General features: G+C 58.5%; 20 protein-coding genes and 1 tRNA gene. 12 read left to right on the top strand and 9 right to left on the bottom strand.

Annotated features, from left to right (window positions below; translation table 11 throughout):
• The first annotated feature begins 94 nt into the window (after window positions 1–94).
• The gene (locus KQI65_01515) at window positions 95–1,168 is read left to right on the top strand and encodes a metal-dependent hydrolase (GenBank protein ID MCB2203398.1); all 1,074 of its coding nucleotides are present in this window, start codon (window positions 95–97) and stop codon (window positions 1,166–1,168) included.
• 42 nt (window positions 1,169–1,210) lie between these two features.
• Here the strand turns inward: KQI65_01515 and KQI65_01510 are convergent, their stop codons facing one another.
• Window positions 1,211–2,026 (bottom strand): class I SAM-dependent methyltransferase, encoded by an 816-nt coding sequence (locus tag KQI65_01510; GenBank protein ID MCB2203397.1) that lies wholly within the window; start codon window positions 2,024–2,026, stop codon window positions 1,211–1,213.
• Between the two features lie 131 nt (window positions 2,027–2,157).
• Here KQI65_01510 and KQI65_01505 point away from each other — a divergent pair, with 131 nt between their 5' ends.
• The 3 genes from KQI65_01505 to KQI65_01495 are packed head-to-tail and all read left to right on the top strand — an operon-like array spanning window position 2,158 to window position 5,954.
• A complete protein-coding gene (locus KQI65_01505; protein MCB2203396.1) occupies window positions 2,158–4,404 on the top strand; it encodes an N-acetylmuramoyl-L-alanine amidase in 2,247 nt (748 codons plus the stop codon).
• A gap of 57 nt (window positions 4,405–4,461) precedes the next feature.
• Window positions 4,462–5,415, top strand: coding sequence for a hypothetical protein (locus KQI65_01500; GenBank protein MCB2203395.1), 954 nt, complete (start codon window positions 4,462–4,464; stop codon window positions 5,413–5,415).
• A 5-nt stretch (window positions 5,416–5,420) separates the two neighbouring features.
• Complete coding sequence (locus KQI65_01495) at window positions 5,421–5,954, top strand: spore maturation protein (protein MCB2203394.1); 534 nt, start codon at window positions 5,421–5,423, stop codon at window positions 5,952–5,954.
• 145 nt (window positions 5,955–6,099) lie between these two features.
• Here KQI65_01495 and KQI65_01490 read toward each other — a convergent pair whose 3' ends face one another.
• The 6 genes from KQI65_01490 to KQI65_01465 form a co-directional block, all read right to left on the bottom strand.
• Complete coding sequence (locus KQI65_01490) at window positions 6,100–6,744, bottom strand: hypothetical protein (GenBank protein MCB2203393.1); 645 nt, start codon at window positions 6,742–6,744, stop codon at window positions 6,100–6,102.
• Between the two features lie 196 nt (window positions 6,745–6,940).
• On the bottom strand, window positions 6,941–7,405 hold the full coding sequence (locus KQI65_01485; GenBank protein ID MCB2203392.1) for a DUF3788 domain-containing protein: 465 nt from the start codon (window positions 7,403–7,405) through the stop codon (window positions 6,941–6,943).
• Window positions 7,406–7,412: 7 nt separating this feature from the next.
• Window positions 7,413–8,306 (bottom strand): phosphoribosylaminoimidazolesuccinocarboxamide synthase, encoded by an 894-nt coding sequence (locus tag KQI65_01480; protein MCB2203391.1) that lies wholly within the window; start codon window positions 8,304–8,306, stop codon window positions 7,413–7,415.
• A 73-nt stretch (window positions 8,307–8,379) separates the two neighbouring features.
• Window positions 8,380–8,456: transfer RNA gene (locus KQI65_01475), tRNA-Arg, on the bottom strand.
• A 94-nt stretch (window positions 8,457–8,550) separates the two neighbouring features.
• Entirely contained in the window at window positions 8,551–8,877 is a 327-nt protein-coding gene (locus tag KQI65_01470) for a type II toxin-antitoxin system RelE/ParE family toxin (protein MCB2203390.1), read from the bottom strand.
• Window positions 8,877–9,152, bottom strand: coding sequence for a type II toxin-antitoxin system Phd/YefM family antitoxin (locus tag KQI65_01465; GenBank protein ID MCB2203389.1), 276 nt, complete (start codon window positions 9,150–9,152; stop codon window positions 8,877–8,879). The genes KQI65_01470 and KQI65_01465 overlap by 1 nt, the downstream gene beginning before the upstream one ends.
• A 166-nt stretch (window positions 9,153–9,318) precedes the next feature.
• Between KQI65_01465 and lysS the strand changes: the two genes are divergently transcribed.
• The 6 genes from lysS (at window position 9,319) to KQI65_01435 (ending at window position 17,398) form a co-directional block, all read left to right on the top strand.
• On the top strand, window positions 9,319–10,830 hold the full coding sequence (gene lysS / locus KQI65_01460) for a lysine--tRNA ligase (GenBank protein MCB2203388.1): 1,512 nt from the start codon (window positions 9,319–9,321) through the stop codon (window positions 10,828–10,830).
• A 171-nt stretch (window positions 10,831–11,001) separates the two neighbouring features.
• Window positions 11,002–13,242 (top strand): UvrD-helicase domain-containing protein, encoded by a 2,241-nt coding sequence (locus tag KQI65_01455; protein ID MCB2203387.1) that lies wholly within the window; start codon window positions 11,002–11,004, stop codon window positions 13,240–13,242.
• Between the two features lie 233 nt (window positions 13,243–13,475).
• On the top strand, window positions 13,476–15,230 hold the full coding sequence (locus KQI65_01450) for a hypothetical protein (GenBank protein ID MCB2203386.1): 1,755 nt from the start codon (window positions 13,476–13,478) through the stop codon (window positions 15,228–15,230).
• 75 nt (window positions 15,231–15,305) lie between these two features.
• Window positions 15,306–15,758, top strand: coding sequence for a CoA-binding protein (locus KQI65_01445; protein MCB2203385.1), 453 nt, complete (start codon window positions 15,306–15,308; stop codon window positions 15,756–15,758).
• Window positions 15,759–15,772: 14 nt separating this feature from the next.
• Complete coding sequence (locus KQI65_01440; GenBank protein MCB2203384.1) at window positions 15,773–16,252, top strand: nuclear transport factor 2 family protein; 480 nt, start codon at window positions 15,773–15,775, stop codon at window positions 16,250–16,252.
• Window positions 16,253–16,399: 147 nt separating this feature from the next.
• Complete coding sequence (locus tag KQI65_01435; protein MCB2203383.1) at window positions 16,400–17,398, top strand: aldo/keto reductase; 999 nt, start codon at window positions 16,400–16,402, stop codon at window positions 17,396–17,398.
• Window positions 17,399–17,484: 86 nt separating this feature from the next.
• Here the strand turns inward: KQI65_01435 and KQI65_01430 are convergent, their stop codons facing one another.
• A complete protein-coding gene (locus KQI65_01430) occupies window positions 17,485–17,922 on the bottom strand; it encodes a hypothetical protein (protein ID MCB2203382.1) in 438 nt (145 codons plus the stop codon).
• A 243-nt stretch (window positions 17,923–18,165) separates the two neighbouring features.
• Between KQI65_01430 and priA the strand changes: the two genes are divergently transcribed.
• Window positions 18,166–20,652 (top strand): primosomal protein N', encoded by a 2,487-nt coding sequence (gene priA / locus KQI65_01425; protein ID MCB2203381.1) that lies wholly within the window; start codon window positions 18,166–18,168, stop codon window positions 20,650–20,652.
• A gap of 8 nt (window positions 20,653–20,660) precedes the next feature.
• A complete protein-coding gene (locus KQI65_01420; protein ID MCB2203380.1) occupies window positions 20,661–21,140 on the top strand; it encodes a DUF2721 domain-containing protein in 480 nt (159 codons plus the stop codon).
• Here the strand turns inward: KQI65_01420 and KQI65_01415 are convergent.
• Entirely contained in the window at window positions 21,134–22,990 is a 1,857-nt protein-coding gene (locus tag KQI65_01415; protein ID MCB2203379.1) for a right-handed parallel beta-helix repeat-containing protein, read from the bottom strand. The two genes, KQI65_01420 and KQI65_01415, sit on opposite strands and share 7 nt — an antisense overlap.
• Between the last annotated feature and the right edge of the window lie 93 nt (window positions 22,991–23,083).

Below are 23,083 nucleotides of genomic sequence, written 5' to 3'. Positions count from 1 at the left end.
GGCGGCGCTTTCTTCCCCTGAAAAATTCAAGCCTTCCACTGCACACGTTGTGCGGCGGCGGGATACTTTTTCCACAACGGGATTTCAGTTCAACATGGATTTCGTGACACAGGTAACGCTCGGCGGCGTGGTGGGACAGGCTACCATGAACCGCGAACTCGGCAACAAGGCCGTGCTCTGGGGTATGCTTGCCGGTGCACTGCCGGATCTCGATGTGCTCGCGAACCCGTTGCTCGATCCGGTAACCCAGCTCACCTGGCATCGCGGTATCTCGCACAGTCTGTTGCTCCTCGTCGTGCTCACCCCCCTGCTGGGCTGGCTGATCTCCCGCATCCACCGCGGGGAAGTCACAGTGGAAAAGGCCGCCCTGTTCACCTTCCTGGCCATCGGGACGCATATTCTCATTGATCTGCTCACCACGTACGGCACGCAAATCCTCGCCCCGTTCTCGCATGAACAATTCGCGTGGAACGTCCTCTTCATCATAGACCCTCTTTTCACGCTGCCCCTGCTCGTGTTTCTCATCTTTTCACTGTTTCGGGGTGAGGTACGCGCGAAACTCTTCCGCAATTCCATCGGGATTATTTTCGCGAGTGCATACGTGATCATCGCCCTGGTCTTCAAATTTTCAGCTGTCGACGCCTTTCACGACGAACTCGAGCGGCAGGAAATCACACCGCAGCGCATGATCGTCGTTCCCACGCCGTTCAACTGCATACTCTGGCGCTGCGTGGCGGAAACCGCAGATGGCTATTACATCGGGTATCACAGTTTTCTCGACGAGATAAAAGAGATTTCCTTCACCTACGTTCCGCGCAATGAACAATTGCTTTCGGTCATCGAGGATCAGCGTGCGATTCGTACACTGCGGTGGTTTTCCGAAGGCTGGTTCAGCGTGCAGCAGACCCCGGAGGGAGCGCTGTATTTTCGTGACCTCCGTTTTGGCGATATCGATGTCGGAGAGCCCGAAAACAGTTTCGGTCTGGGTCCCGCACGTGATCTCGCGTTCACCTTCCGCTTCGCATTGTTGCGCGGATCTGAGACGGGAGAAGATCAGATTACCATACGCAGGGAATTCCCCGAACCGGAGGACTACGAGCAAATGCTGGAAATCCTCTGGCAGCGTATCAAGGGACTCCGGCCGGAAATCAAGCCTCTCGGACGCTGACCTCGCCTCTCTCCCACACGTCCATATCTCAGGCAGGGATTATCACAGGGTTGCGATGAGGACGCAGTCGGTGCTGTTGGCATGAAAAGACGAGAAATCAAGTCCACCGAATACACCGGTTTCCCGCAGTCCCGCCGTCGCCGCCGCTTCGACGAGATCGGTATCGGTAAATGGCTGAAGGCGTGTACTCTGCAGCCTATGCTTCGGCGAAGCGCCCGCTGCAGAAGCGCTGGTTGCGGAAGCACCAGCTGCGGAAGCACCAGCTGCGGAAGCGCTGGCTGCGGAAGCGGTGGCATCTATCGTGAGGATATTGAACTGCAGGCCGTCGTCCAGGAAATCATAGAAACGCACGATCGTGCGCTCACCGTCACGCCGGATGTTGACGATACGTTCCTTCCGGGTAAGGACGCGGCGGTAGTTGAGCAGCTGAACGAGCACGTGTCCACCCGGGACAAGCAGCGAGCGCCAGTGCGCGAATACGGCAGCGAGGGCGGCGCGGGAGGGGAGATGGGGAAGGGAATTCCCGAGGCAGAGCAGCAGGTCGGCGGGGGGATCGGTCAGTGGGGCCAGGAAATCACCATGTACGAAACGCACGGAGGCCGAGTGCTGCCCGGCATGCCGCTGCGCGCGTTCGAGCATGCCGGCGGAGATATCCACGCCGGTAGCGCGCAGACCCATTTGCGCGAGCGCGATGGCGTGTACGCCCGTGCCGCAGCCCATATCGATCACACTTTCGGCGGGGAGGCGATCGATGAGGCGCTGCAGCAGCGGCTTCTGCGCGGCGAGACGTGTATCGAACCCTGTCATCGCGTCATACGAAGCGGCGATGTCGTCATAAAACTGTTCTGCCTGGAGCATGTGATAACATGCGAAGATCGTCGTCACGCCGCAAGTCCCAGCCCTCCGGGGGAGTTCGTGTCTGCCGATATGTTTGTCCTGCACCCCGCCTCTGGGTATATTTCAACGATTATGGAAAATCGGCATATCGTATGAAATCAATTATTACGCCTGTCATCGCGGCGCTTCTTCTGCTGATCGGACTCACGGCCTGTGGTCCCTCGGTGTATTTCGTCACACCGCCCGATCTGCGTGATGCGTTCAAGCGTGATTCGGCCATTGCCTCGTATCGCGAGGTGCTGAAAGACGTCACGGTGTTTGTTGACCCGGGACACGGAGGCGAGGATCGTGATGGCGTGGGTCCTGCCGGCGATGTCGTCGAAGCGGATGTCAATCTCCGCGTCGCCCTGCGCCTGCGTGACTATCTCAAGCAGGCGGGTGCCAACGTGATGCTTTCGCGGGAAACCGACAAGACCGTTCCGCTCGAAGCCCGCGCCCAGCAGGCGAATGCCAATCAGGCAGACATCTTCGTTTCCATCCATCACAACGCGGCAGGGAACAAGTGGACGAATTATACGACCACGTTTTACCACTCGCGTCCGGGAGAAATGGGTTACGCACCATCCAGCCACGACCTGGCGAAATACATTCAGCGTGACCTGGCCTATGTGATGGGCAATCCCGGTCCCCTCGCGTCGTTTGACGGCACCATGTCGGATTACCTTGTGAATCCCGGCAAAGGCTTTGCTGTTCTTCGCAACACCACGATGACGGCGGTGCTTGTCGAATGCGCCTTCTTCACCTCCGAATATGAAGAGCAGCGCCTGCGCCGCCAGGCGTTCAACGACATCCAGGCCTGGGGCATATTCCGTGGTATCGGGAAATACTTCGAGGCGGGAATCCCGCACCTTGCCTACAGCTCGCCGCGTGTGTTCAAGGAACGCTCGCCGAAAATCGAACTGCAGGTGCGCGACCGCAGTGACATTCTCGACGAGAGCATTCTCGTGTACATCGACGGGAATGAGCAGGGCTTTACGTTCAACCGGAAGACGGGAAAGATCACCGTCAGTCCTTTCACCGAACTTTCGCAGGGCTATCACCATCTCACTGCCCAGGTGCGCAACAGCAACGGGAACAGTTCGGCTCCTTTCGAACTGTATTTCGCCGTGGGGAATCCCCCGGTGAAGCTGCGTTCCTCCGCCGAGCCCGCGATTATTCCCCCCGACCGCAGCGCCTTCAGCATGGTGACCATCATGGCGCTCGACAGTGCGGGAAGCTCGGTGCCTGATGGACTCCCGATCCGTTTCCGCACCAGTAACGGTATCGATACCATGCTCACGCTGACAGGCGGTGTCGCACGCATGAACGTGTATCCCGGACGCGCGGAACGGGTGACCTTCGAGGCGACCAATGGTCCGGTAAAAACCGAAGGACTGATCACAACATCCGTCGATGCGCGCTATACGCGCGGTATTGTGATGAGTACTGACGGAAAGGCACTGTCCGGCGCCACGATTGAACTGCCCGGCGGCGGCGTTGTGAAGAGCAACGCTGACGGCGTGTATATCATTGCCGGGAAGGAAACCGATGGCATGAAGGTGGTGCTTACGGCACAGGGATATTTCGGCCGCGAGGAAGCGCTGAAGGGCGGACCCATCCAGGATCCCGTTCTGCTTTCGCCTGTCGCACATGGCGTACTGCGCGGGAAGACCATCATTCTCGACCTCGCGGGCGATGCAGAAGCCGTGCCCGATCGGGTCGACTACATGACGCTCCGTCATGTGCAGCAGCTGCTGACCGCCAGCGGGGCCCGCGTGATTGTTCCTGCAGGCGATGAAAGCATGTCTCTTGAGGACGCGCTTAAGCTCTATGCTGACGCGCCGCTGTTCCAGTTCGCCGTCAACGGCAGCGACCGCGTGATCACGCTGCGTGCGAATGCGCGATCGGACAGCAGGAATTTCGGAGTGCGCATGCAGCGTATTTTCCCGCAGTTTACCGGGATCGGACTCAATCGCTTTGTCCTGCGCATTCCCTGGCGCGAAGATATCAAAGACAGGCAGCAGATCAGCGTGACGCTTCCAGTGCCTTCGGGGCGCACGTACGCGCAGCAGCTGGCTCCGCTGTTCAGCTGGAATATCGCCTGGGCCGTCTACGCCAGCATTCTCGCAGGTGAGGACTATGGAACGGACGGTACCAAGCTCGTCGAAGTCACTGTGCACGACGCAGCGGGCAAACCCGCACCATTCGTCCGCGTTCAACTCAACCACGCGCTGACCACGATGACAGACAACGAAGGCGTCTGCCGTTTCGTCGGTGTAAGTGTGGAAGATGATGAAGTGCGTGTCATTGACGAAGGCGATTACAAAATCAAAGGCGTGCGCACGGAAATCATGCGCTGATATTCCCGCTGTCTCCGCACTGCGGCATAACAGAATTCACATCAGAGCACGGCGTCTATGCTCAATCATATCTGGCTTGCCCTCATTGTTATCGGCATCCTCACTGCCGCAGGACGCGATGTGTATGACGTTACGCAGAACAGCTTCGGCAACGGGATTCCCTGGCAGGTGCAGCTCGACGGACCCGATCCCGGAAGCGAGGGTTCCGTGCAGTCGCACATCCTCATCTCCGCCGCACAGCTGCGCAGACATTTCCCCACCGACGAAATCTCCGGCGACTGCTCCCTGCCGGCCGTGATCAGCACGCATGAGGATGGCAGGACCACCGCGCAGATCACCATCGGTAACGGCGCGCCGGAACGCTTCTCCGTCATCGCCGAAGCGCTGGGCGAAAGCGGTACGCTGACCGCGCGGCTGCAGCGCAGGGATGGCTCGTGGACGATGCATCTCGATGAGGTGTCGCTCGTGTACCTGCGCAACATCACCAATGCAGCATTTGAAATCGCCGGTGTGGCTGTGCAGATCGCCATTGGACTGATCGGCATCATGGCCCTGTGGCTCGGGGTGATGAAAGTGGCCGAGGAAGCCGGACTCATCACGCATCTCGCCCGCCTTGTGCGTCCCATCACCGTGCGGCTCTTTCCCGACGTTCCCGCTGAGCATCCCGCCGTCGGCTCGATGATCATGAACATCTCGGCGAACATGCTCGGACTCGGTAACGCCGCGACGCCGTTCGGACTCAAGGCCATGGAGGAACTCGACAAGCTCAATCCGAAGTCCGGCGTTGCCACCGACGCCATGGTGACCTTCCTGGCCCTGAACACCTCCTGCGTCACACTCATCCCCGCGACAGCCATCGCGGTGCGCGCCGCCGCGGGCTCCGCTGACCCCGCCTTCATCATCGGCACCAGCTTTCTTGCCTCGCTGACGGCAACCATTTTCGCGGTGATTCTCGCCAAGACCCTTTCGCGCCTGCGCATGTTCCGTTTTGACAGGGCGGAGGCAGACTGATGGATATGTTCCGCGCACTTGTCTCGGTCATCTCCGCGGTAGCCATTCCCGCGCTGATGCTGTTTTTCCTCGTCTACGGTGCCTTCAAAAAGGTGAAAGTCTACGAAGTCGCCGTCGAAGGAGCGAAAGAAGGCTTTCAGATCGCCGTACGCATCATCCCGTATCTCGTGCTGATGCTGGTGTCCATTGCCATCTTCCGCGCCAGCGGTGCGATGGACGTCTTCATCACCATCGTGCGTCCCCTGACCGACCTCGTCGGTATCCCCGCCGAAGCCCTGCCCATGGCCATCATGCGTCCTCTGTCCGGCAGCGGTTCCCTCGGCATCATGACCGAGACCATGCAGGCCTATGGCACCGACAGCTTCATCGGCGTCCTCGTCTCCACCCTCTACGGCAGCACCGAAACCACCTTCTACGTCCTCGCCGTCTACTTCGGCGCCGTCGGCATCCGCAACACCCGCCACGCGCTCCCCACCGGCCTCCTCGCCGACTTCATCGCCTTCCTCGCGGCGGTCTTCTTCGTGGGGCTTGTGCTCTGAACGCGGGATCGTTTTCACCCGGGATTCTACACTACCCCCGGGGGCGCGGACTATGGAACAATTGAATAATGGAATGATGGAAATATGACGCATACGGTCATATTTCCATTTTTCAATCATTCCATCTTTCCATGCTCCACGGGGATTATTGTATCATCCTGACCGTGACCTCCTCACCCCGGCACCAGGTCCAGGGCCATTCTTCGGGGTGGGCGGCGTGACCGCTGCGGACGGCGTCACGGCGGAGGTAGCGAAGGATGGAGTCGACTTCGCGGCGGCTGCGGAGAATGCGGTGGTAATCTTCGTTCTGCCAGAAAGGACCGCGGAGGTTGAGGACGCGTGAGGCGAAATGTGCGACAGGCGTTTTGAGTGCGTCGGCGACGTGGGTGGGTGCGGGACCCGAGCGCAGCGCGAGGTCCTGGCTGTAGCAGACGTGTACATGCGTGGGCAGGATGGTGTAGCCCTCGAGACGGCAGAGCACACCTTCCATGGCGTGAAGGGACATCTGCGTGAATTCTGCGATGGCCGGGTGTCCGAGCCACTCCGGTCCGGGCGACGTGCCCAGCAATCCGTCCCAGTAGCGGAACAGTTCCGACGACATATCGGCTTCGCTGCCGAGTCCGTCAGCCGAGCTACTCAGCTGCTGCTCGCATTTGCTGCGATACTGCATGAGCTGCTCACGGGCGGAGAAGGGGATGGAATGCGCGAGGCGGCAGGTCAGGAACGAGTAGATGTGATGCGTCGCGTCCTCCGCGTCATCGCGGAAGTAACGCTGTTCAAGTGTTGACATGACAGTTTCTCCCTAAAATGTAAATTCCCGCGGATCGGGTCCGCAGGAACACAAACTATCCCCTCACCCTTCCCCATGAAATGGAAAAATCCATGAGGGCGTCAGGAATGCCCTCATGGATTCAATGTCTGCGTATTCGATGGTTGTGCTGCGGAATCACGCTGCGCTGATCAGCAGCATGCCATGCGAAGAGAGATCAGGATGCTCCGCGTGTTTTCTTTCGCAGATCCGCCATTTTCTTATTCGCGATGGCGATGACGGCATCGACGTCAGCACCGCGACTGATGTTGAAGGTCACCCACTTCATTTTGGCCGACAGCTTGAAATGCTCGAAGGCGGTACGGACCAGCGGTGTCGTTTCCTTGAGCGCGAGGTAGTCATCGGTTTCGTCGATGGGTACGGAGAGTGTCACCGAAAAAAAGCCCTTGTAGAAATGCAGCACGCAGACGACACGGGAGCGGTAAGAGGCGCGATAGCCCCAGCCGGCTTCGTTTTCGTACCACTGCATCGACCAGTTGATCTGCGGTTCTATGAGTTCGAGTTTGTGCTCGAAGCGCTTGAGCTCGATGGCGGGCAGCACGCCGAGCTGGAGATCGATCTCAGGCCGCGTGGGCGGATGCTTGTGATCGTTGAAGGGCAGTTTGGGAACGGCAATACTCATCTGCGAATCAGACCGCCAGCTGCTGTCCGGTGACGAGCTGATAGGCCTCGAGATACTTCTCGGTAGTCTTCGCGATCACGTCGGCGGGAAGCTCAGGGGCCGGCGGATTCTTGTCCCACTTGACCGACTCCAGGTAGTCGCGCACATACTGCTTGTCGAAGCTCGGCTGCGACTGTCCCGGTGCGTAGCCTTCCATTGGCCAGAAGCGGGAGGAATCGGGCGTGAGCGCTTCGTCGATGAGGATGATCTCGCCCTCGGCGTCGACGCCGAACTCGAACTTCGTATCCGCGATGATAATACCGCGCTCACGGGCGAAATCACGCGCGAAGCTGTAGAGCGCGATGCTCAGGTCGCGTGCCTTTTCGGCCTGTTCGCGCCCGACGATGCCCGCTGCAGTTTCGAAATCGATGTTTTCGTCATGTCCCTCATCCGCCTTGGTTGACGGCGTAAACAGGGGCTCGGGCAGCATGGAGCCGTCCACGAGTCCTTCCCCCAGGGGAATGCCGCAGACGGACTGCGAGCGGCGGTATTCCTTGAGTCCGCTGCCGGTCAGATACCCACGCACCACACACTCGATGGCCAGCGGCTGCGTTTTGCGCACAAGCATGCTACGGCCCTTCAAATCCTCGGCATAGGGGGCGAGTTCTTCGGGATACTCAGTCACATCGGTGGAGATACAGTGATTGCGCGTGATATGTGTCGTGCGGTCAAACCAGAAACGCGAAATCTGCGTGAGCACCGTTCCCTTCATGGGAATGGGATCCGGAAGCACCACGTCGAACGCGGAGAGACGATCGGTTGCCACGATGAGCAGTTTGTCGCCGAGTTCGTATACGTCGCGGACCTTGCCGCGGCGGAAAAGCGAAAGCGTGTCGAAATTGGTCTGTGCCAGGGCTTGCATCACTGTCCTCCATTTCCTTGCGCATCATTGTCGAAATAAAACAACAAATCCCTCGCGCAGAGGGACTTGCTGCTGGCGCGCCCGCAGGGACTCGAACCCCGAACCTCCTGATCCGTAGTCAGGTGCTCTATCCAATTAAGCTACAGGCGCAGCGAGTACAGAGAACAAATATAGTAAGCGTGTGAGGAAAAATCAATATCAGCAATGAAAATCACTGCGACTGCGCGCATGCTGTCCTCGCCTGCTAACCCCGCAGCAGGCGCCGCTGCAGCAGCGTCTGCATGTCGCGTCGTTCATGAGCGACGAGCAAGACGAAAACCTGTGTTCCAGTGACGCGGTAGAGAATGCGGTATGGTTTCTCGATTATTTCCCGGATGTCCTGCAATCCCGACGCGTGCAATTCCCTTGGTACATGTCCCCGCTCGGGGTGGACATGGAGCCGTTTTATGCGCTTCTGCAGTCTGTCTATTTCCTCAATGGCACCATCCACTCCGCCATGATCGAGGAGATAATCCCGGATCGCGTCCAGGTCGCGGACTGCATCCCTGGTAAAAAAAACGGTATGGGACATTATTTCTCCCGCAATCCATCACGGAGGCGGTCGAAAACCTCATCGGCAGGATACACATCATTCTCTTCGATCTGGCGCGTCCCCAGAGCGAGGATTTTCAGCAGTGCAAGCGTCTCCTGCGTTTCCTCGTAGCTGTCGATATCCATCAGCACGGCTTTTGCCTCCCCGTTCTGTGTAATGATATACGGGGCGCCTCCTTCGCCTACGGAGCGGAGCATCTCCGCAGCATTCGCTTTGAAGTAGCTGACGGGTTTGACCTGTTCGGAAAGCTTCATGTTTTGTCTCCTTCTGTTCGGACTGAATATAGACTTTATTCGGTCCACAGCGCAAGTCATTTCTCGGGGCTTTTCCTCGGCCGAAGCGGCGGGGCAATTGGATTTACCGCGCAAGCTCCGTAAGTTTTGAATCCGACAGAACTCAAACAGAATGTGACAGGTATTCATGCAGAACGGTCAGACCGAAGACCTCAACGATCTCATGCGCCGCAGGCGGGAGGAGTATCACGAGCTGCTCGAACGCGGGGTGCAGCCTTACGCGTATGAATTTCCGGTGGACGCTGAAGCGGCGGACATTCTCGCATCTTTCACCGATGAGGCGGAAGAGCGAAATGTCGCGCTCGCGGGACGCATCATGACGATTCGCCGTATGGGCAAAGCGTCGTTTACCCATATCACCGACCATACCGGGAAAATCCAGATATACGTCAAACGTGACGATGTGGGCGAGGACAGCTACAAGATGTTCAAGCTGCTCGACATCGGCGATGTGATCGGCGTGAAGGGTTTCGTGTTCCGTACGCGTACCGGCGAGGTGTCGGTGCATGCGAAGGAAATCGTTCTGCTCGCGAAATCCCTGCGTCCCCTGCCCGTGCCGAAAGAGAAAACGGACGAGGAAGGAAACAAGGTTGTCTACGATCAGTTCGCCGACAAGGAACTGCGCTACCGCAAGCGGGCACTGGATCTGATCGTGAATCCCTCGGTGAAGGATGTGTTCGTCAAGCGCTCGCAGCTGATTCGCAGCATGCGTGCGTTTCTCGACGGACGCGGATATCTCGAGGTCGAAACACCCGTGCTGCAGCCGCTGTACGGCGGCGCCGCCGCGCGTCCCTTCGTCACCCATCACAACGCGCTCGACATGACGCTCTACCTGCGCATTGCCGACGAGCTGTACCTGAAGCGCCTGATCGTGGGCGGTTTCCACGGCGTGTATGAAATCAGCAAGGATTTCCGCAACGAGGGGATGGACCGCAATCACAACCCGGAATTCACCATGATGGAATTGTACGTGGCGTACAAGGACTACCGGTGGATGATGGAGCTTGTCGAGGAAATGCTGTTCACCATCAACAAGGCTGTCAACAACAGCAATACCGCTGTCGTGGGTGGTGAGGAAATCGACTTCACGCCGCCGTTCCGCCGCCTGAGCATGTTCGATTCCATCAAGGAACATACGGGCGAGGATCTGCGCGGCAAGGATGAAGCCGGTCTGCGCGAAGCCGCAAAACGTCTCGGCGTGGAACTCGAAGACAGTGACGGTCCGGGAAAAATCATCGATGAGATTTTCTCGGAACGCGTGGAAGATAATCTCATTCAACCGACGTTTATTACCGACTACCCGCTCGAACTTTCGCCGCTGGCCAAGAAACATCGCACGGAAGATGGACTGGTCGAGCGTTTCGAGCTGTATATCAATGGACAGGAGATCGCCAATGCGTTCTCCGAACTCAATGACCCGATCGATCAGAAGGAACGTTTCGTCGAGCAGGCCAGCCTGCGGGCTCGGGGTGACGACGAGGCCATGACCTTCGATGAAGACTACGTGGAAACACTGGAATACGGCATGCCGCCGACGGCCGGACTCGGTATCGGTATCGACAGGCTGACCATGCTGCTGACCGGTGCGGAATCCATCCGCGATGTCATCCTCTTCCCGACCATGCGTCCGGAAAAGTAGCGTCGATCGAACGCACGGCATCGGGAAGCCGGAATTCCCAATTGAACACAGGGAAGCCAGACTGCAGCCAGTGAGGGCTGCGGAAGAGGAGTGCTTTCCACCAGAAACCCATTGTCTCATCCCGGATGCGGGCGCACCATCGGTCCGCCGCCGTTACACCATAGCTCTCAGATGTCCTTTCTTCGTGAACTGAATCCCGTCCAGAAAGAAGCGGTGCAAACGCTGGAAGGACCCGTGATGATCATCGCGGGCGCCGGAAGCGGGAAAACCCGCGTGCTCACCTACCGCATCGCTTACCTGCTGCAGGCCGGCGTCCCGGCCTACAACATCCTTGCCCTCACTTTTACGAACAAGGCCGCGCGCGAAATGCGTGAGCGTATCGAACAGGTGATCCCGGGCGACGAAGCCCGTCGCATCTGGATGGGGACGTTCCATGCCACCTTCGCCCGTCTGCTGCGGCGCGATGCTGAACGCATCGGCTTCCAGCGCAGTTTCTCGATTTACGACACTGAAGATTCGCAGGGTGTGGTCAAGAGCATCATGAACGATCTCGGGATCAACACGCAGCAGGTCTCTCCCTCCGCCGTGCGGCATGCCATCAGTGCCGCAAAGAACAAGATGATGACACCTGCGGCCCTGGCGGACAAAGCCTTCGACATTTTCGAGCAGAAAGTCGCCGAGGTGTTCACCGAATATGAGAAGAGGCTCAAGTCCTCCAACGCGATGGATTTCGACGACCTCATTCTGCACCCCATTCGTCTGCTCGACGAACATCCCGACGTGCTGGAAAGCTGGCAGAAGCAGTTCCGCTTCATTCTCATCGACGAATACCAGGATACCAATCAGGCGCAGTATCAGATCGTGCGCCGTCTGGCGGGGAAGACGAAGAACATCTGCGTGGTGGGCGACGATGCGCAGAGTATTTATGCCTTCCGCGGCGCCGACATCCGCAACATTCTCGAATTCGAACGGCATTTTGAAAACGCACGGGTGTTCCGGCTCGAACAGAATTACCGCTCGACCAAGTCCATTCTTGCCGGTGCGGATTCTGTCATCAAGCACAACAGGAAGCAGATTGCAAAAACGCTGTGGACGGAGAATGACGCGGGCGACATGATCAGCGTACTCGAAACGGCAGATGAGGGAGAGGAAGCACACAAAATCGTGTTGTGCATGCAGGAGGAAGCGCGCAAGCGCAAGCTGCAGCTCAACGATTTCGCGGTGCTGTATCGCACCAATGCGCAGAGCCGTGCGATCGAGGATGCCATGCGCCGCAGCGGTATTCCCTATACCATCGTCGGCGGCGTGGAATTCTACCGGCGCAAGGAGATCAAGGATATCCTTGCCTACCTGCGTCTTATCGTCAATCCCGACGACGACGAAGCGGGACTGCGCGTGATCAATTATCCCACACGCGGCATCGGGGCGACTTCGGTGGGACGCATCCGGGACTACGCCGGGGAAGAGGGCATTTCATTTTTTGAAGCGGTCAAGCGTGCGGAAACAGTGCCGAGTCTCACCACCGCGGCGACGCGGCGCGTGCAGGAATTCGTGCGTCTCGTGCAGAAATACACCACCCTGCGCGGCGAAATAAGTGCCGGGGAACTGGTCAGCTCGCTGATCGATGAACTGGGACTGGTGACATCCTTCAAAAACGAAGGCACGGCCGATGCGCGTATGCGCCTCGACAACATCCAGGAACTGCTCTCCGCCGTTACCGAGTTTGAGACCGAGGATGGGCAGAATACACTGGAAGCCTTTCTCGAGCAGGCTTCCCTGGTTTCGGATATCGACAACCTCGACGATGCGCGCAACGCGGTAACGCTGATGACGCTGCATGCCGCGAAAGGATTGGAATTCCCCGTCATCTTTCTCGTCGGTATGGAAGAAGGACTTTTCCCCTCTTCCATGGCCATCGAACGTGACGAGGTGGAAGAGGAGCGTCGTCTGTGTTATGTGGGCATGACGCGTGCGATGCAGAAACTGTATATGACGCATGCACGTTCCCGTGTGCGCTGGGGCGAACGCCTCGAACAGGTTTCCTCCCGCTTCCTCGATGAGATCGACGAGAGTGTGGTGCAGCGCGAAAGCACGCGCCGCCGGGCACCATATGCGGGGAACGGACTTGGCAGCAGTCATCGCGGAGGCCAGCGCGGCCGCCGCGGCACCGGCGTACCCGCCAACAAGCCCCGTCCCAAACGCAATGAGTACAGTCAGCTCGGCAGTGCGGATTCATACTCGCAGATGGACGGCGAAATCTCCATCGGCAGCTATGTCATCCACGCCACGTTCGGCCGCGGCAAGCTGCTCTCCATCCAGGGTACCGGCGACATGGCCCGCGGCGTCGTCCTCTTCGACTCCGTCGGAAAGAAAACCCTCGTCCTCAAATTCGCCGGACTCAAACCCGCGTAGATTTCAAATCGCAAATTGCAAATTGCAGATAACAAGCTTACACGGAGCAGGGATTGCTTCCCTTTGTGTGTACCGGGCCGTTTGCTCCTGCCTGGAAGCAATCACTGATATTCGGGGTGCACATTGTACCCAGCGGAAAATGATCTTTCCATCTTTCCATTTTTCTATCTTTCCATTGTTGATCAGCTCCTACAGAGAAAGCGCTCTTCCTAACACCGCAGAGGTCCCACATTATGCTACCAACAGGAATCTTCGGTATCTGCTCCCGTCGGCGGGATGAGATCGATTCCTGGTTGAAGGAAGTCGAACTGCACGTCGGTGAGGAGCAGCTGCTCGAGACGCAGCAATCGGCCGATGGGAGCGTGATGCTCGGCGTGATCAGATCCGCCCGGTATCCGTATCCCGCCCTGCTTTCCGAAGCGGCGGATGGTGCCGGTATCGGTGTGTTTGACGGAGTAATGTTCGAGGAGAGCGTGCTTTCCCGCGAGCCTCATGCGCTCGCCACGCTGCCTGTGGAACAGTTGTCCCGCAACTGCAACGGGATGTTTCAGTCCGCCAGCTGTGACGGGACGCATCTGCGACTCGTATCCGATCCCTTCGCTTCACTTCCTCTCTACTACAGCTTGCAGGAACAGGGCGCGGTGTTCTCAACCTCGCTGCGCATGGTGTGCAGATGGAAAGAGGCGCGCGGGGGATTGCGGCAAGACGAGGACGGCATGGCGCAGCTGCTCGCCTTCGGTTTCGCGCTGGGTGGGAAAACCATGTACGCAGGCATTCATCGGATGACGGGAGCATCGCTGGTGGATATTGATCTCACCGGAGACGCTGCACAATCGTCCCATTTCCGTTACGACACCGTTGAGGTACATCCCGCGCCGTATGATGGACTCGAAGCGGATATCGTCGACGCGTTTCGCGAGGCTGTGCTGACGCTGCATGACATGGAAGGAACGGGCAGCATTGCGGCACTGACAGGCGGACTCGACAGCCGCACCATCGCGGCGGTGCTGCATGCAGAGGGGCGAGACTGCAGCTTTGTGACGCATTACATGCAGGAGGGACATGATATCGGCGTTGCAAGGGAAACCGTCCGTCTGCTCGGCCTGCAGCATCACGAAGAACGGCTGCCCGACACCTACGACCTGATGCAGGAAAAGGATGACTTCCTCGCGGCTGGCAACGGGGTACTTTCCTTCAACAACATTCATGCGAGCGAGGTGCACCGGCGCTACGCCCGATACGGGAGCATGCTGCTCGACGGGAATCACACCTCAATTGAAGGACGCTGGTTCATGCGCAACACCGCCGCACGCGTGAAGACGCGGGACGATTTTCTGCGGGAGTCGGCGCGCATGCTGCTGCAGGAAGACGTGCTCGGATTCACACGCGATGCAGACCGCCTGAGGCGGCGCGCGATCGAGCAGCTCGAGCAGGTGATACCCGATCCGCGGAATTATGCAGATTCTGCATATTGCGCCGACAGTTTCTACGTGCAGCAGCTGCTGCCACAGCATGTGACCGATCTCGCACTTATGCAGAATCAGCATATTCGCTACGTGACTCCGTACTACGACCGCAGGTATGTCGCGCTGATTGCACGCATGGAAGCGTCGAAGCGCTGGCGTCAGCGTCCCCAACAGCTCAGCATCGAGACGCACGTACCGCAGCTGCGCCGCCTGCATCGCGCCTACTCCGATGTGCTTTCCTGGCCAACTGCCAATCCCTGGCTGCTGCGCGTTCCCGTCGCGCTCGAACGGCTGTACCGTCGCGCGGGACTCTCACGCTGGCCGCGGCTTTATCACGCCGTGAGCCGCTACGCGCCTTCCGTACGGCCCTCACTCCGTTTCCCCCCGGATCTGTCTTTCCTCGACATCGATGATCAGGCGTTCGATCGTGTTCGCATCCGCGACGCATTTACCGCATCGGCTCCGGTGACAGCGGATTACACGCTGATGAAGCTGCTGCCGTATCTGATGAAATCGGACTAATGCTTCCATCATTCCATTTTTCTATATTTCCTTTTCAATCATCGAAGTACCTTCCTCCAATCTGCAGGAGCGAACATGACATCAAAGCACGACATCGACGATTTTCTCGCGCAGCGTAAGCTCGCCATTGCGGGAGTGTCGCGAAGTGGGAAAAAATTCGGGAACTCCATTCTTCGGGAATTCAAAGCGCGCGGCTACGAAATGTATCCGGTGCATCCCGAAGCGGAGGAAATTGACGGACAGGCCTGTGTGCGCAGCCTCAAAGAGCTGCCAGCGGAGGTTGGAGGACTGATTCTGGTTGTGAAACCCGAAGTGACGCAGCGGCTCGTGCGCGAAGCTCGCGAGGCGGGAATCACCCGCGTGTGGATGCAGCAGGGCGCCGCATCGGAGGATGCCGAACGCTACTGCCGTGAGCAGGGCATGGGCGTGGTTAGCAACGAATGTGTGTTCATGTTTACTGAGCCGGTGCAGGGCATTCACGGTTTTCATCGCTGGTTGTGGAAAGTCATTGGAAAACTGCCCCACTGACGTATGGAGGCATTATGCGATACATCATGGTATGCGTGGCACTGCTGCTTGTCGTGGCATGTGCTGAGCGAAAGGACGGCCCGGTGGACCTCGAAGAAGCCAGAGCGGAACTGATGGCTGTCGACAGTGCGTTTTCTGCCTACTCGGAACGTGAAGGGTCTGTCGCTGCGTTTCACGAATATATCGCCGGTGATGGCCGGGCTCTGCCGCAGCAGGGATACCCGCGTTCGAAGGATGACTTCGCGCGCATGCTGCAGGAGCAGGGTGATCAGCAGCGCAGCACATCCCTGACCTGGGAACCGCTGATGGCGGATGTCGCCGCCTCGGGCGAACTCGGGTATACCCACGGACGCTACACCTTCAGCAGCGTGGACGAAAACGGCAGGCGGACCACCACGTACGGATATTACATTACCGTATGGAAGCGGCAGGGAGACGGCAGCTGGAAATTTGTGCTGGATGCCGGAAACGAGTCTCCCCCGGAAGAGTTGTAATCCTGATTGAAGGGATGGCACATGCTTCGCCTGAGAAATATGCAGAAACTGCATATTTCTTCTGCACCTGCGGGCTGCTTGCCAGCGAAGGGCGATAGGGAATACCAGGCAAAAGCCTGAATCGTGTTGGATTAATTGGAGAATATCATGGAATACCGTTTTCTCGGAATGACGGGCCTGCAGCTGTCCGCGCTGTCATTCGGTTCCTGGGTTACCTTCGGTGACCAGGTGAATGAAGATGTTGCGTCTGATTGCATGAAAGCGGCGTATGACGCCGGAGTGAATTTTTTTGATAACGCCGAAGCATATGCCGCCGGTGAATCCGAGCGCATGATGGGGAATATCATCAAAAAGCTCGGCTGGAAGCGATCGGATCTCGTTCTTTCCACCAAGATTTTCTGGGGAGGAGAGGGTCCAAACGACAGGGGACTCTCCCGCAAGCATATCTTCGAAGGCACCCACGCTTCGCTTGAGCGGCTGCAGACCGATTATGTCGATCTGCTGTTCTGCCATCGTCCCGACATCTATACGCCGATTGAGGAAACCGTCTGGGCCATGAATCTGCTGATACAGCAGGGGAAAGCGCTGTACTGGGGAACCAGTGAATGGAGTGCAGAGAATATACGCGAAGCGTATGACTTCGCGCGTCGTGAGCATCTGCTTCCTCCCGTCATGGAACAGCCCCAGTACAATATGCTGACGCGCAGGCGCGTGGAGGTGGAGTATGAGCGATTGTACAGTGATATCGGACTGGGAACGACGATCTGGAGTCCCCTGGCCTCCGGACTGCTCACCGGCAAGTACAACGATGGTATCCCCGAAGGCAGCCGCCTGGCGCTGCCGGAGTACGGTTGGCTGCGCAAGCGTATCATCGACGACAAGTGGGACGATAAAGTCGCCACGGTGCGTCAGCTCACCGGAATCGCGGAAGAGATGGGCGCGACCATGCCGCAGCTCGCACTCGCATGGTGTCTGATGAATCCTGATGTCAGTACCGTGATTACCGGGGCATCGAGCGTGGCGCAGGTTGAGGAGAACGTGAAAGCACTCGAGGTGGCGGAAAAGCTGGATGAAGAGATCCTGCTGCGCATCGAGGAGGTTCTCGACAACGAACCGCAGGCCGAACTGGATTGGCGCAATCGCTGACAGCAACAGAAAAGGGCACCTCATTGAGGTGCCCTTCACGCATGAGAGGTTAACGGAAGCGCGCCTGCACGCTTCCAGCATGCATGTTATTTTCCACGGCGGCCATTGCCTTTCGGTCCTGTACCGTCACATTCGCCGGTACCCGTGCCGGTGCCTTCGCCCGTGCCCGTACCACCGCGGAAACCGCGTCCCGCTTTCGCGCCTGCGCCGGAGCCGGGAACGTAATCCGGATCCTGGCCATTGGGAATGCCGTCGCCGTCGGCGTCGGGTGCGTTATCATTGATACCGTCGCCATCTGCATCGACAAAGCCACGGCCGGATTTCGGACCGGTGTAATCCTCGTCGCGTCCATTGGGAATACCGTCGCCGTCGGCGTCGGGTGCGTTGTCATTGTAGCCGTCGCCATTGGCGTCGACGAAACCCTTGTTTGCGGGTTTGCCCTGCGCATAGCTGTCCTGCGTATTGATCACGGTCAGCGTAAGTGCAAAGGCAAAAAGTGCTGCGATTGATAGAATGCGTTTCATGGTTAAACTCCTGAAATGTAGTGCCGAAGTCTTTTGTCAGTCATATCAGTAGTATCCACAACCGTGCCAGAACCTGATTCCTTCAAAACAGTGTGGAATGAGCCCCTTTTCCCGTGCATCGGCGACATGGGATGCAAGCTTTGTCGAATTGCCCGGCAAGAATTGTCGAATCCCTGCCGCGGGTCCGCTCACAGAGAATACCGGTGAATCTCGTATCTTAGTCCCGGAGAATGACCAGCGCTCATGCCTGAAAGAATCTACGCCGATATTGCCGTCCCCAGTGTTCCGAAGGATACGCTGACGTATGCCGTGCCCGACGGCATGCCGCAGCTGCATGCCGGGATGCGTGTCATGGTGCCTCTCGGACGACGCCTGGTCATGGGCTTCGTTATCCGCACGCATGGACAGATGCCGGATTTCGCTGTCAAAGCGGTGCAGCAGGTTCTCGATGCCGAGCCGGTGATTGCGCCGAATATCATGACGCTCTGCGACTGGGTGCATCGTTATTACCTGTGCGGACTCGGAGAGGCTCTGAAGGCGGCGCTGCCGCAGGGCATGGACGTCGACAGTGAGCGTCATGTGTCCCTTCAAAGCGGGGATGAGGAGGAGATAGCCCGCGTGATCGGCCGCTCCAAGGTGAAAGCATCCATCGTCGAGGCACTGCGCACCGGCGAGGTCATGACCGAGGATGAACTGCGCAAGCGGGCGGATGTAAAAAGTATTGCGGCGCAGCTGCGCGAGCTGTTCATGGAAGGCATCGTGCAGGTGGAATCCGTGATCGAGCGTCCCGCCGTCCGCCCGAAAACCATACTGGTCGTTCGCCTGCTTCCCCCATGGAACACGCAGGATAAGATCATGGAGCTGATGGAGATCATGGAGAAGCGAGCGCCGAAACAGGTGAACGTGATCGCCACACTCTGGAAGCAGTACCGCGCGGGCGCACACACCGTGCCCATGTCAGAAGTCGTACGCGATGCCCGTGCATCCAGCGCGCAGGTACGGGCGCTGGAAGAGAAAGACATCGTTGAAATCTTCGAAGAAGAAGTCACGCGCGAGTGGAAACTGCGTTATGCGGAAAAGAAGAAATCCATCACGCTGACGGAGGAGCAGCGCACTGCGCTGGGTGCGGTAACGGCGGCGGTGGACACAGACAAACACAGCGCGATGCTGCTGTACGGTGTCACGGGGAGCGGCAAGACGCAGGTGTATATCGAGGCCATTCAGCACGTGTTGCGGAAGGGGAAAAACGCGCTCGTGCTCGTTCCGGAAATTTCACTCACGCCGCAGTTCGTCTACCGTTTCCGGCAGGCCTTCGGCGGCGACGTCACCGTGATGCACAGCCGCATGTCCCTCGGCGAACGCTATGACGCGTGGCGGCACACCCTCGCGGGCGATTACCGCGTCGTGGTCGGAGTGCGCTCGGCGGTGTTCGCTCCACTGCAGGACGTAGGACTGATAGTCGTCGATGAGGAGCAGGAGGGCAGCTACAAGCAGTCGGATACCACGCCGCGGTATCACGGACGCGATGTGGCCGTCATGCGCGGCTGGTTCGAAGGTGCGCCTGTACTCCTGGGTTCGGCGACACCGTCAGCGGAAAGCTGGCACAACGCCGCGAGCGGGAAGTATGCATATATCACACTCAAGCAGCGCATTGATGGCGCTTCGCTGCCGGCGTTCCGCTTCGTCGATATCGGGGAGGAAAGAAAGAAGCAGCACATGCACGGCGCCTTTTCGGAGCTGCTGCTCGATGAAATCCGTACGCGGATGCAGAAGGGTGAGGCGAGCATCGTGTTTCACAACCGTCGCGGATTCGCGCCGCAGATGGAGTGCCGCGACTGCGGTTATGTGGGCGAATGCGACAACTGCAGCATTGCCCTGACATATCACAAGGATCGCGGACTGCTGCGCTGTCACTACTGCGGGGCGGCGGAGAAGGCGCCCGTCATCTGTCCCCGCTGCGGCGGCACGGAACTCGATCTGCTCGGCAGCGGCACACAGCGTGTGGAAGAAGACCTGCAGGAAGCCATCCCGGAAGCACGTATTCTGCGCATGGATTCGGATACGACACGACGGCGCGGGTCGCATGACATGATGCTGACGTCGTTCAGCGAAGGACAGACGGATGTGCTGCTCGGCACGCAGATGGTGGCCAAGGGACTGGATTTCGAACGCGTCACGCTCGTCGGTGTCGTGGCGGCCGACCAGTCGCTGCGACTTCCCGACTTCCGCGCCGGGGAACGGACCGCACAGTTGCTCACACAGGTCGCGGGCCGCGCGGGACGCGGCAGCAGAAAGGGAACCGTTGTGCTCCAGGCCCGGAATATTGCGCATCCCGTCTTTCACCACGTTGCGGAAAATGACTATATCGGTTTCATGCAGACGGAACTGCAGAGCCGGCGCGAGCTGTATTATCCCCCGTTTTCCCGGCTTGCACTCATCACCTTTTCCGGCGAAAAGGAAGATGCGGTGATGGCGGCAGCGAAGCTCTATCACGGTGCCCTCGGGAAGGAGGAACATTTTTTCTCCATGCATCCCCCGCAGCCTGCGCTGCTGAGCCGCATCAATCGCCGCTACCGCTATCAGCTGTTGCTGCGCGTGGAAAAAACACGTGACAGTGACGGCAGCAAACTCGGAGCCGCCCTCGCCGCGGCGGAGCAGCATTACCTGCGGCATGCAAAAACACGATCAGTTCACGTGAGTGTGGACGTCGACCCCCAGTACATGATGTAAGAATGACCATGCACGAATTTACTACTCCCCTCGCACAGCAGAGCATCCAGGCGATTCTGACACCGGCGTTGATGATCAGCGCGTGTGGACTGCTGCTGCTCGGTCTCAACAACCGCTATGCCATCGTAATCAACCGCATTCGCGGACTCAACGATGAGAAACGAAAAAAACTCTCGGACCCGGAAGGGATTGACCGGGAATATGTCGATGCACTGCGTTTTGAAAGTGTCATGCGGCAGATTCCTTCGCTGCTGACACGCGCGAATTATCTGCGTCGCTCCCTGATTTTTCTCTGGATAGGCGTGATCTGCTATCTCCTGTGTTCACTGCTGCTCGGCGCCGCACTCTTCCTCAACCTCGGCGCAGCGGCGCTCGCGGTCTGGGTATTCATTCTCGGACTACTCGCGGCAGCCTGCGGCGTGGTGTTCGCATTGATGGATATCATGCTGGCGTTCCGCGTACTGAAGCTTGAAGTCGATATCTACTGAGAGGCACCACTGAGGCGCCGTGCCAGCGTGGTTGTCTGGCGCACGCCGTCGGCGTCGAATTTGCAGGTGTAGCTGCCAGGCGGAACTTCGCTGCCTTTCCAGTTATTGCCGTCCCACGTGATCGTATGTCTGCCGGCGGGCATCCAGCGGTTGAGCACCGTCGACACGAGCTGATCGTTCTCCGTGTATATCTCGAGGACGCTCCAGCAGGGTTTCTCGACATCGATGGTGAAGATCACAGATCCGTTTGCCTTGTCCTGCATCATCGATGCAATCGTCGCATTCGGATTTTCCTTGATACGGTTCTGCTCGGCTATTTCCTTGTTGTCTTCCACCTCGACGGCATCACCCCGCGTGACCTTACGGGCGCGTGCGAATTCTGACGTGTTCCCGTCGGAATCGACGACGATGGCGGTAACACTGTCTCCCGCCAGCACTCCCCCGTTGCAGGAATACGCCCAGTTGCCGTCGGCATCCGGCATGACCGCACCGAGATAAAGCGTTTCATGTTGACGGAGCATGGGAGCGGCATGGGTCTTGTACACTTCCACGACAGCCTCGCGGGGCAGACTGCCCAGGTCTACATTTCCGCGCAGCAGTGCGAGTCCGCCATTGACTTCGGCCGACAGAATCACCGGGGTGTTCCGGTTCTGATTCGGACCGACGTCGTGATCCGCAAGGTCATTCATCGTCACGCCGTCGTCTCCGAGATCGATACCGATGCGTCCGTTCATGTAAATACTGTTTTGTGTCAGGCGGTTGCCATCTGCATTGTTGGCGGAGGATTCGTGTTCACGCACGACGATGCCGCTCCTGCCGTTTGCCGCGATGACATTGGAGGAGACGATATTCTTCGATGCGAAGCCGCCTTCAGAGCCGTATTCACGTCCCCCGAGGTTGACGCCGTTCAGTTTGTTGCCCATGGCGTGGTGCTTGATGGTGACCCCGATATTATTCCGTGTGATGCTGTTCGCATGCGCCAGCGCACCGCGCGTTGCATCGCCGATGATATGGATACCGTCGCTGCCATTACCGCCGATCAGGTTTGCGCTTATGGTGTTCAAGGCACAGCCGCCAGAGATCTGAATGCCATCGCGATCGTTTCCACGTGGCACGTCACCCGAGCGAGTACTCCCGATGAAATTCCCGCTGATGGTGTTCTTGCGCACCTGTGCACCTTCGGTGTCCTTGAGCAGAATCCCATCGCCCGCATTTCCAGAGACGATGCAGGTCAGTATGCTGTTGTCGTGAAGACTGCCGGGATACTCCGCACTGGCGGCAAGACGGATGCCCGCGCAGCGAATGTCGCCCTCCTCCATGCAGTTCCCACGTGCGTCCGTCCCTGCTGGATCAAGCCCCACGATGCAGTTGCGCACCGTGTTGTGATGCACGTCTTCTTTTCCCTGCAGGCGAATCCCGTCTTTCGCGAAGCGTGTGATCACCAGTCCCTGGATGAGATTCTGGGGTGACTGCAGCCAGAGTCCTGGAGCGGCACCGGCGTGCACGCCGTCGAGAACGATACGCAGTTCCAGTGTTGCGGGAGGATGGTCCCCGAGCGTACTGCCGGGTTGAGAGAGTCCGTCGATCACCGTGCCCGCAGGATCCGTCAGCGGGGGCAGGGGAGAGGCGGGGACGATGGAATGGGGTCCATCTCCGGGGATTTCAAAGGAAATCACATCGGGTCCGGGAGACGCATTGGCCTGCAGCAACGCCCAGCGCAACGAGTGCGCTCCGGCGTCTGCGGTACTTTTCACAACGAACTGTTTCCCCTCCGCCATGCTGAAGAGCAGCGCAAGCAGCAGGATGTGGATAGCTGAGTACCGCGCGGTACTGCGAAATGATGTACGCATGGAAACACCTCCGATCAACGAAATGGCTGGAGCCGTAGAAATCCGAACCTCGCAAAACAGCAGGAGGTCCCGCCCACGCACCGTCTGAATGAC

Source organism: bacterium (assembly GCA_020444325.1).
In the GTDB taxonomy this organism is placed as follows: domain Bacteria; phylum Bacteroidota; class Ignavibacteria; order SZUA-365; family SZUA-365; genus BM516.
The sequence above is the reverse complement of the archived record's forward strand: the minus strand, read 5'-3'. Positions and strand labels throughout refer to the sequence as shown.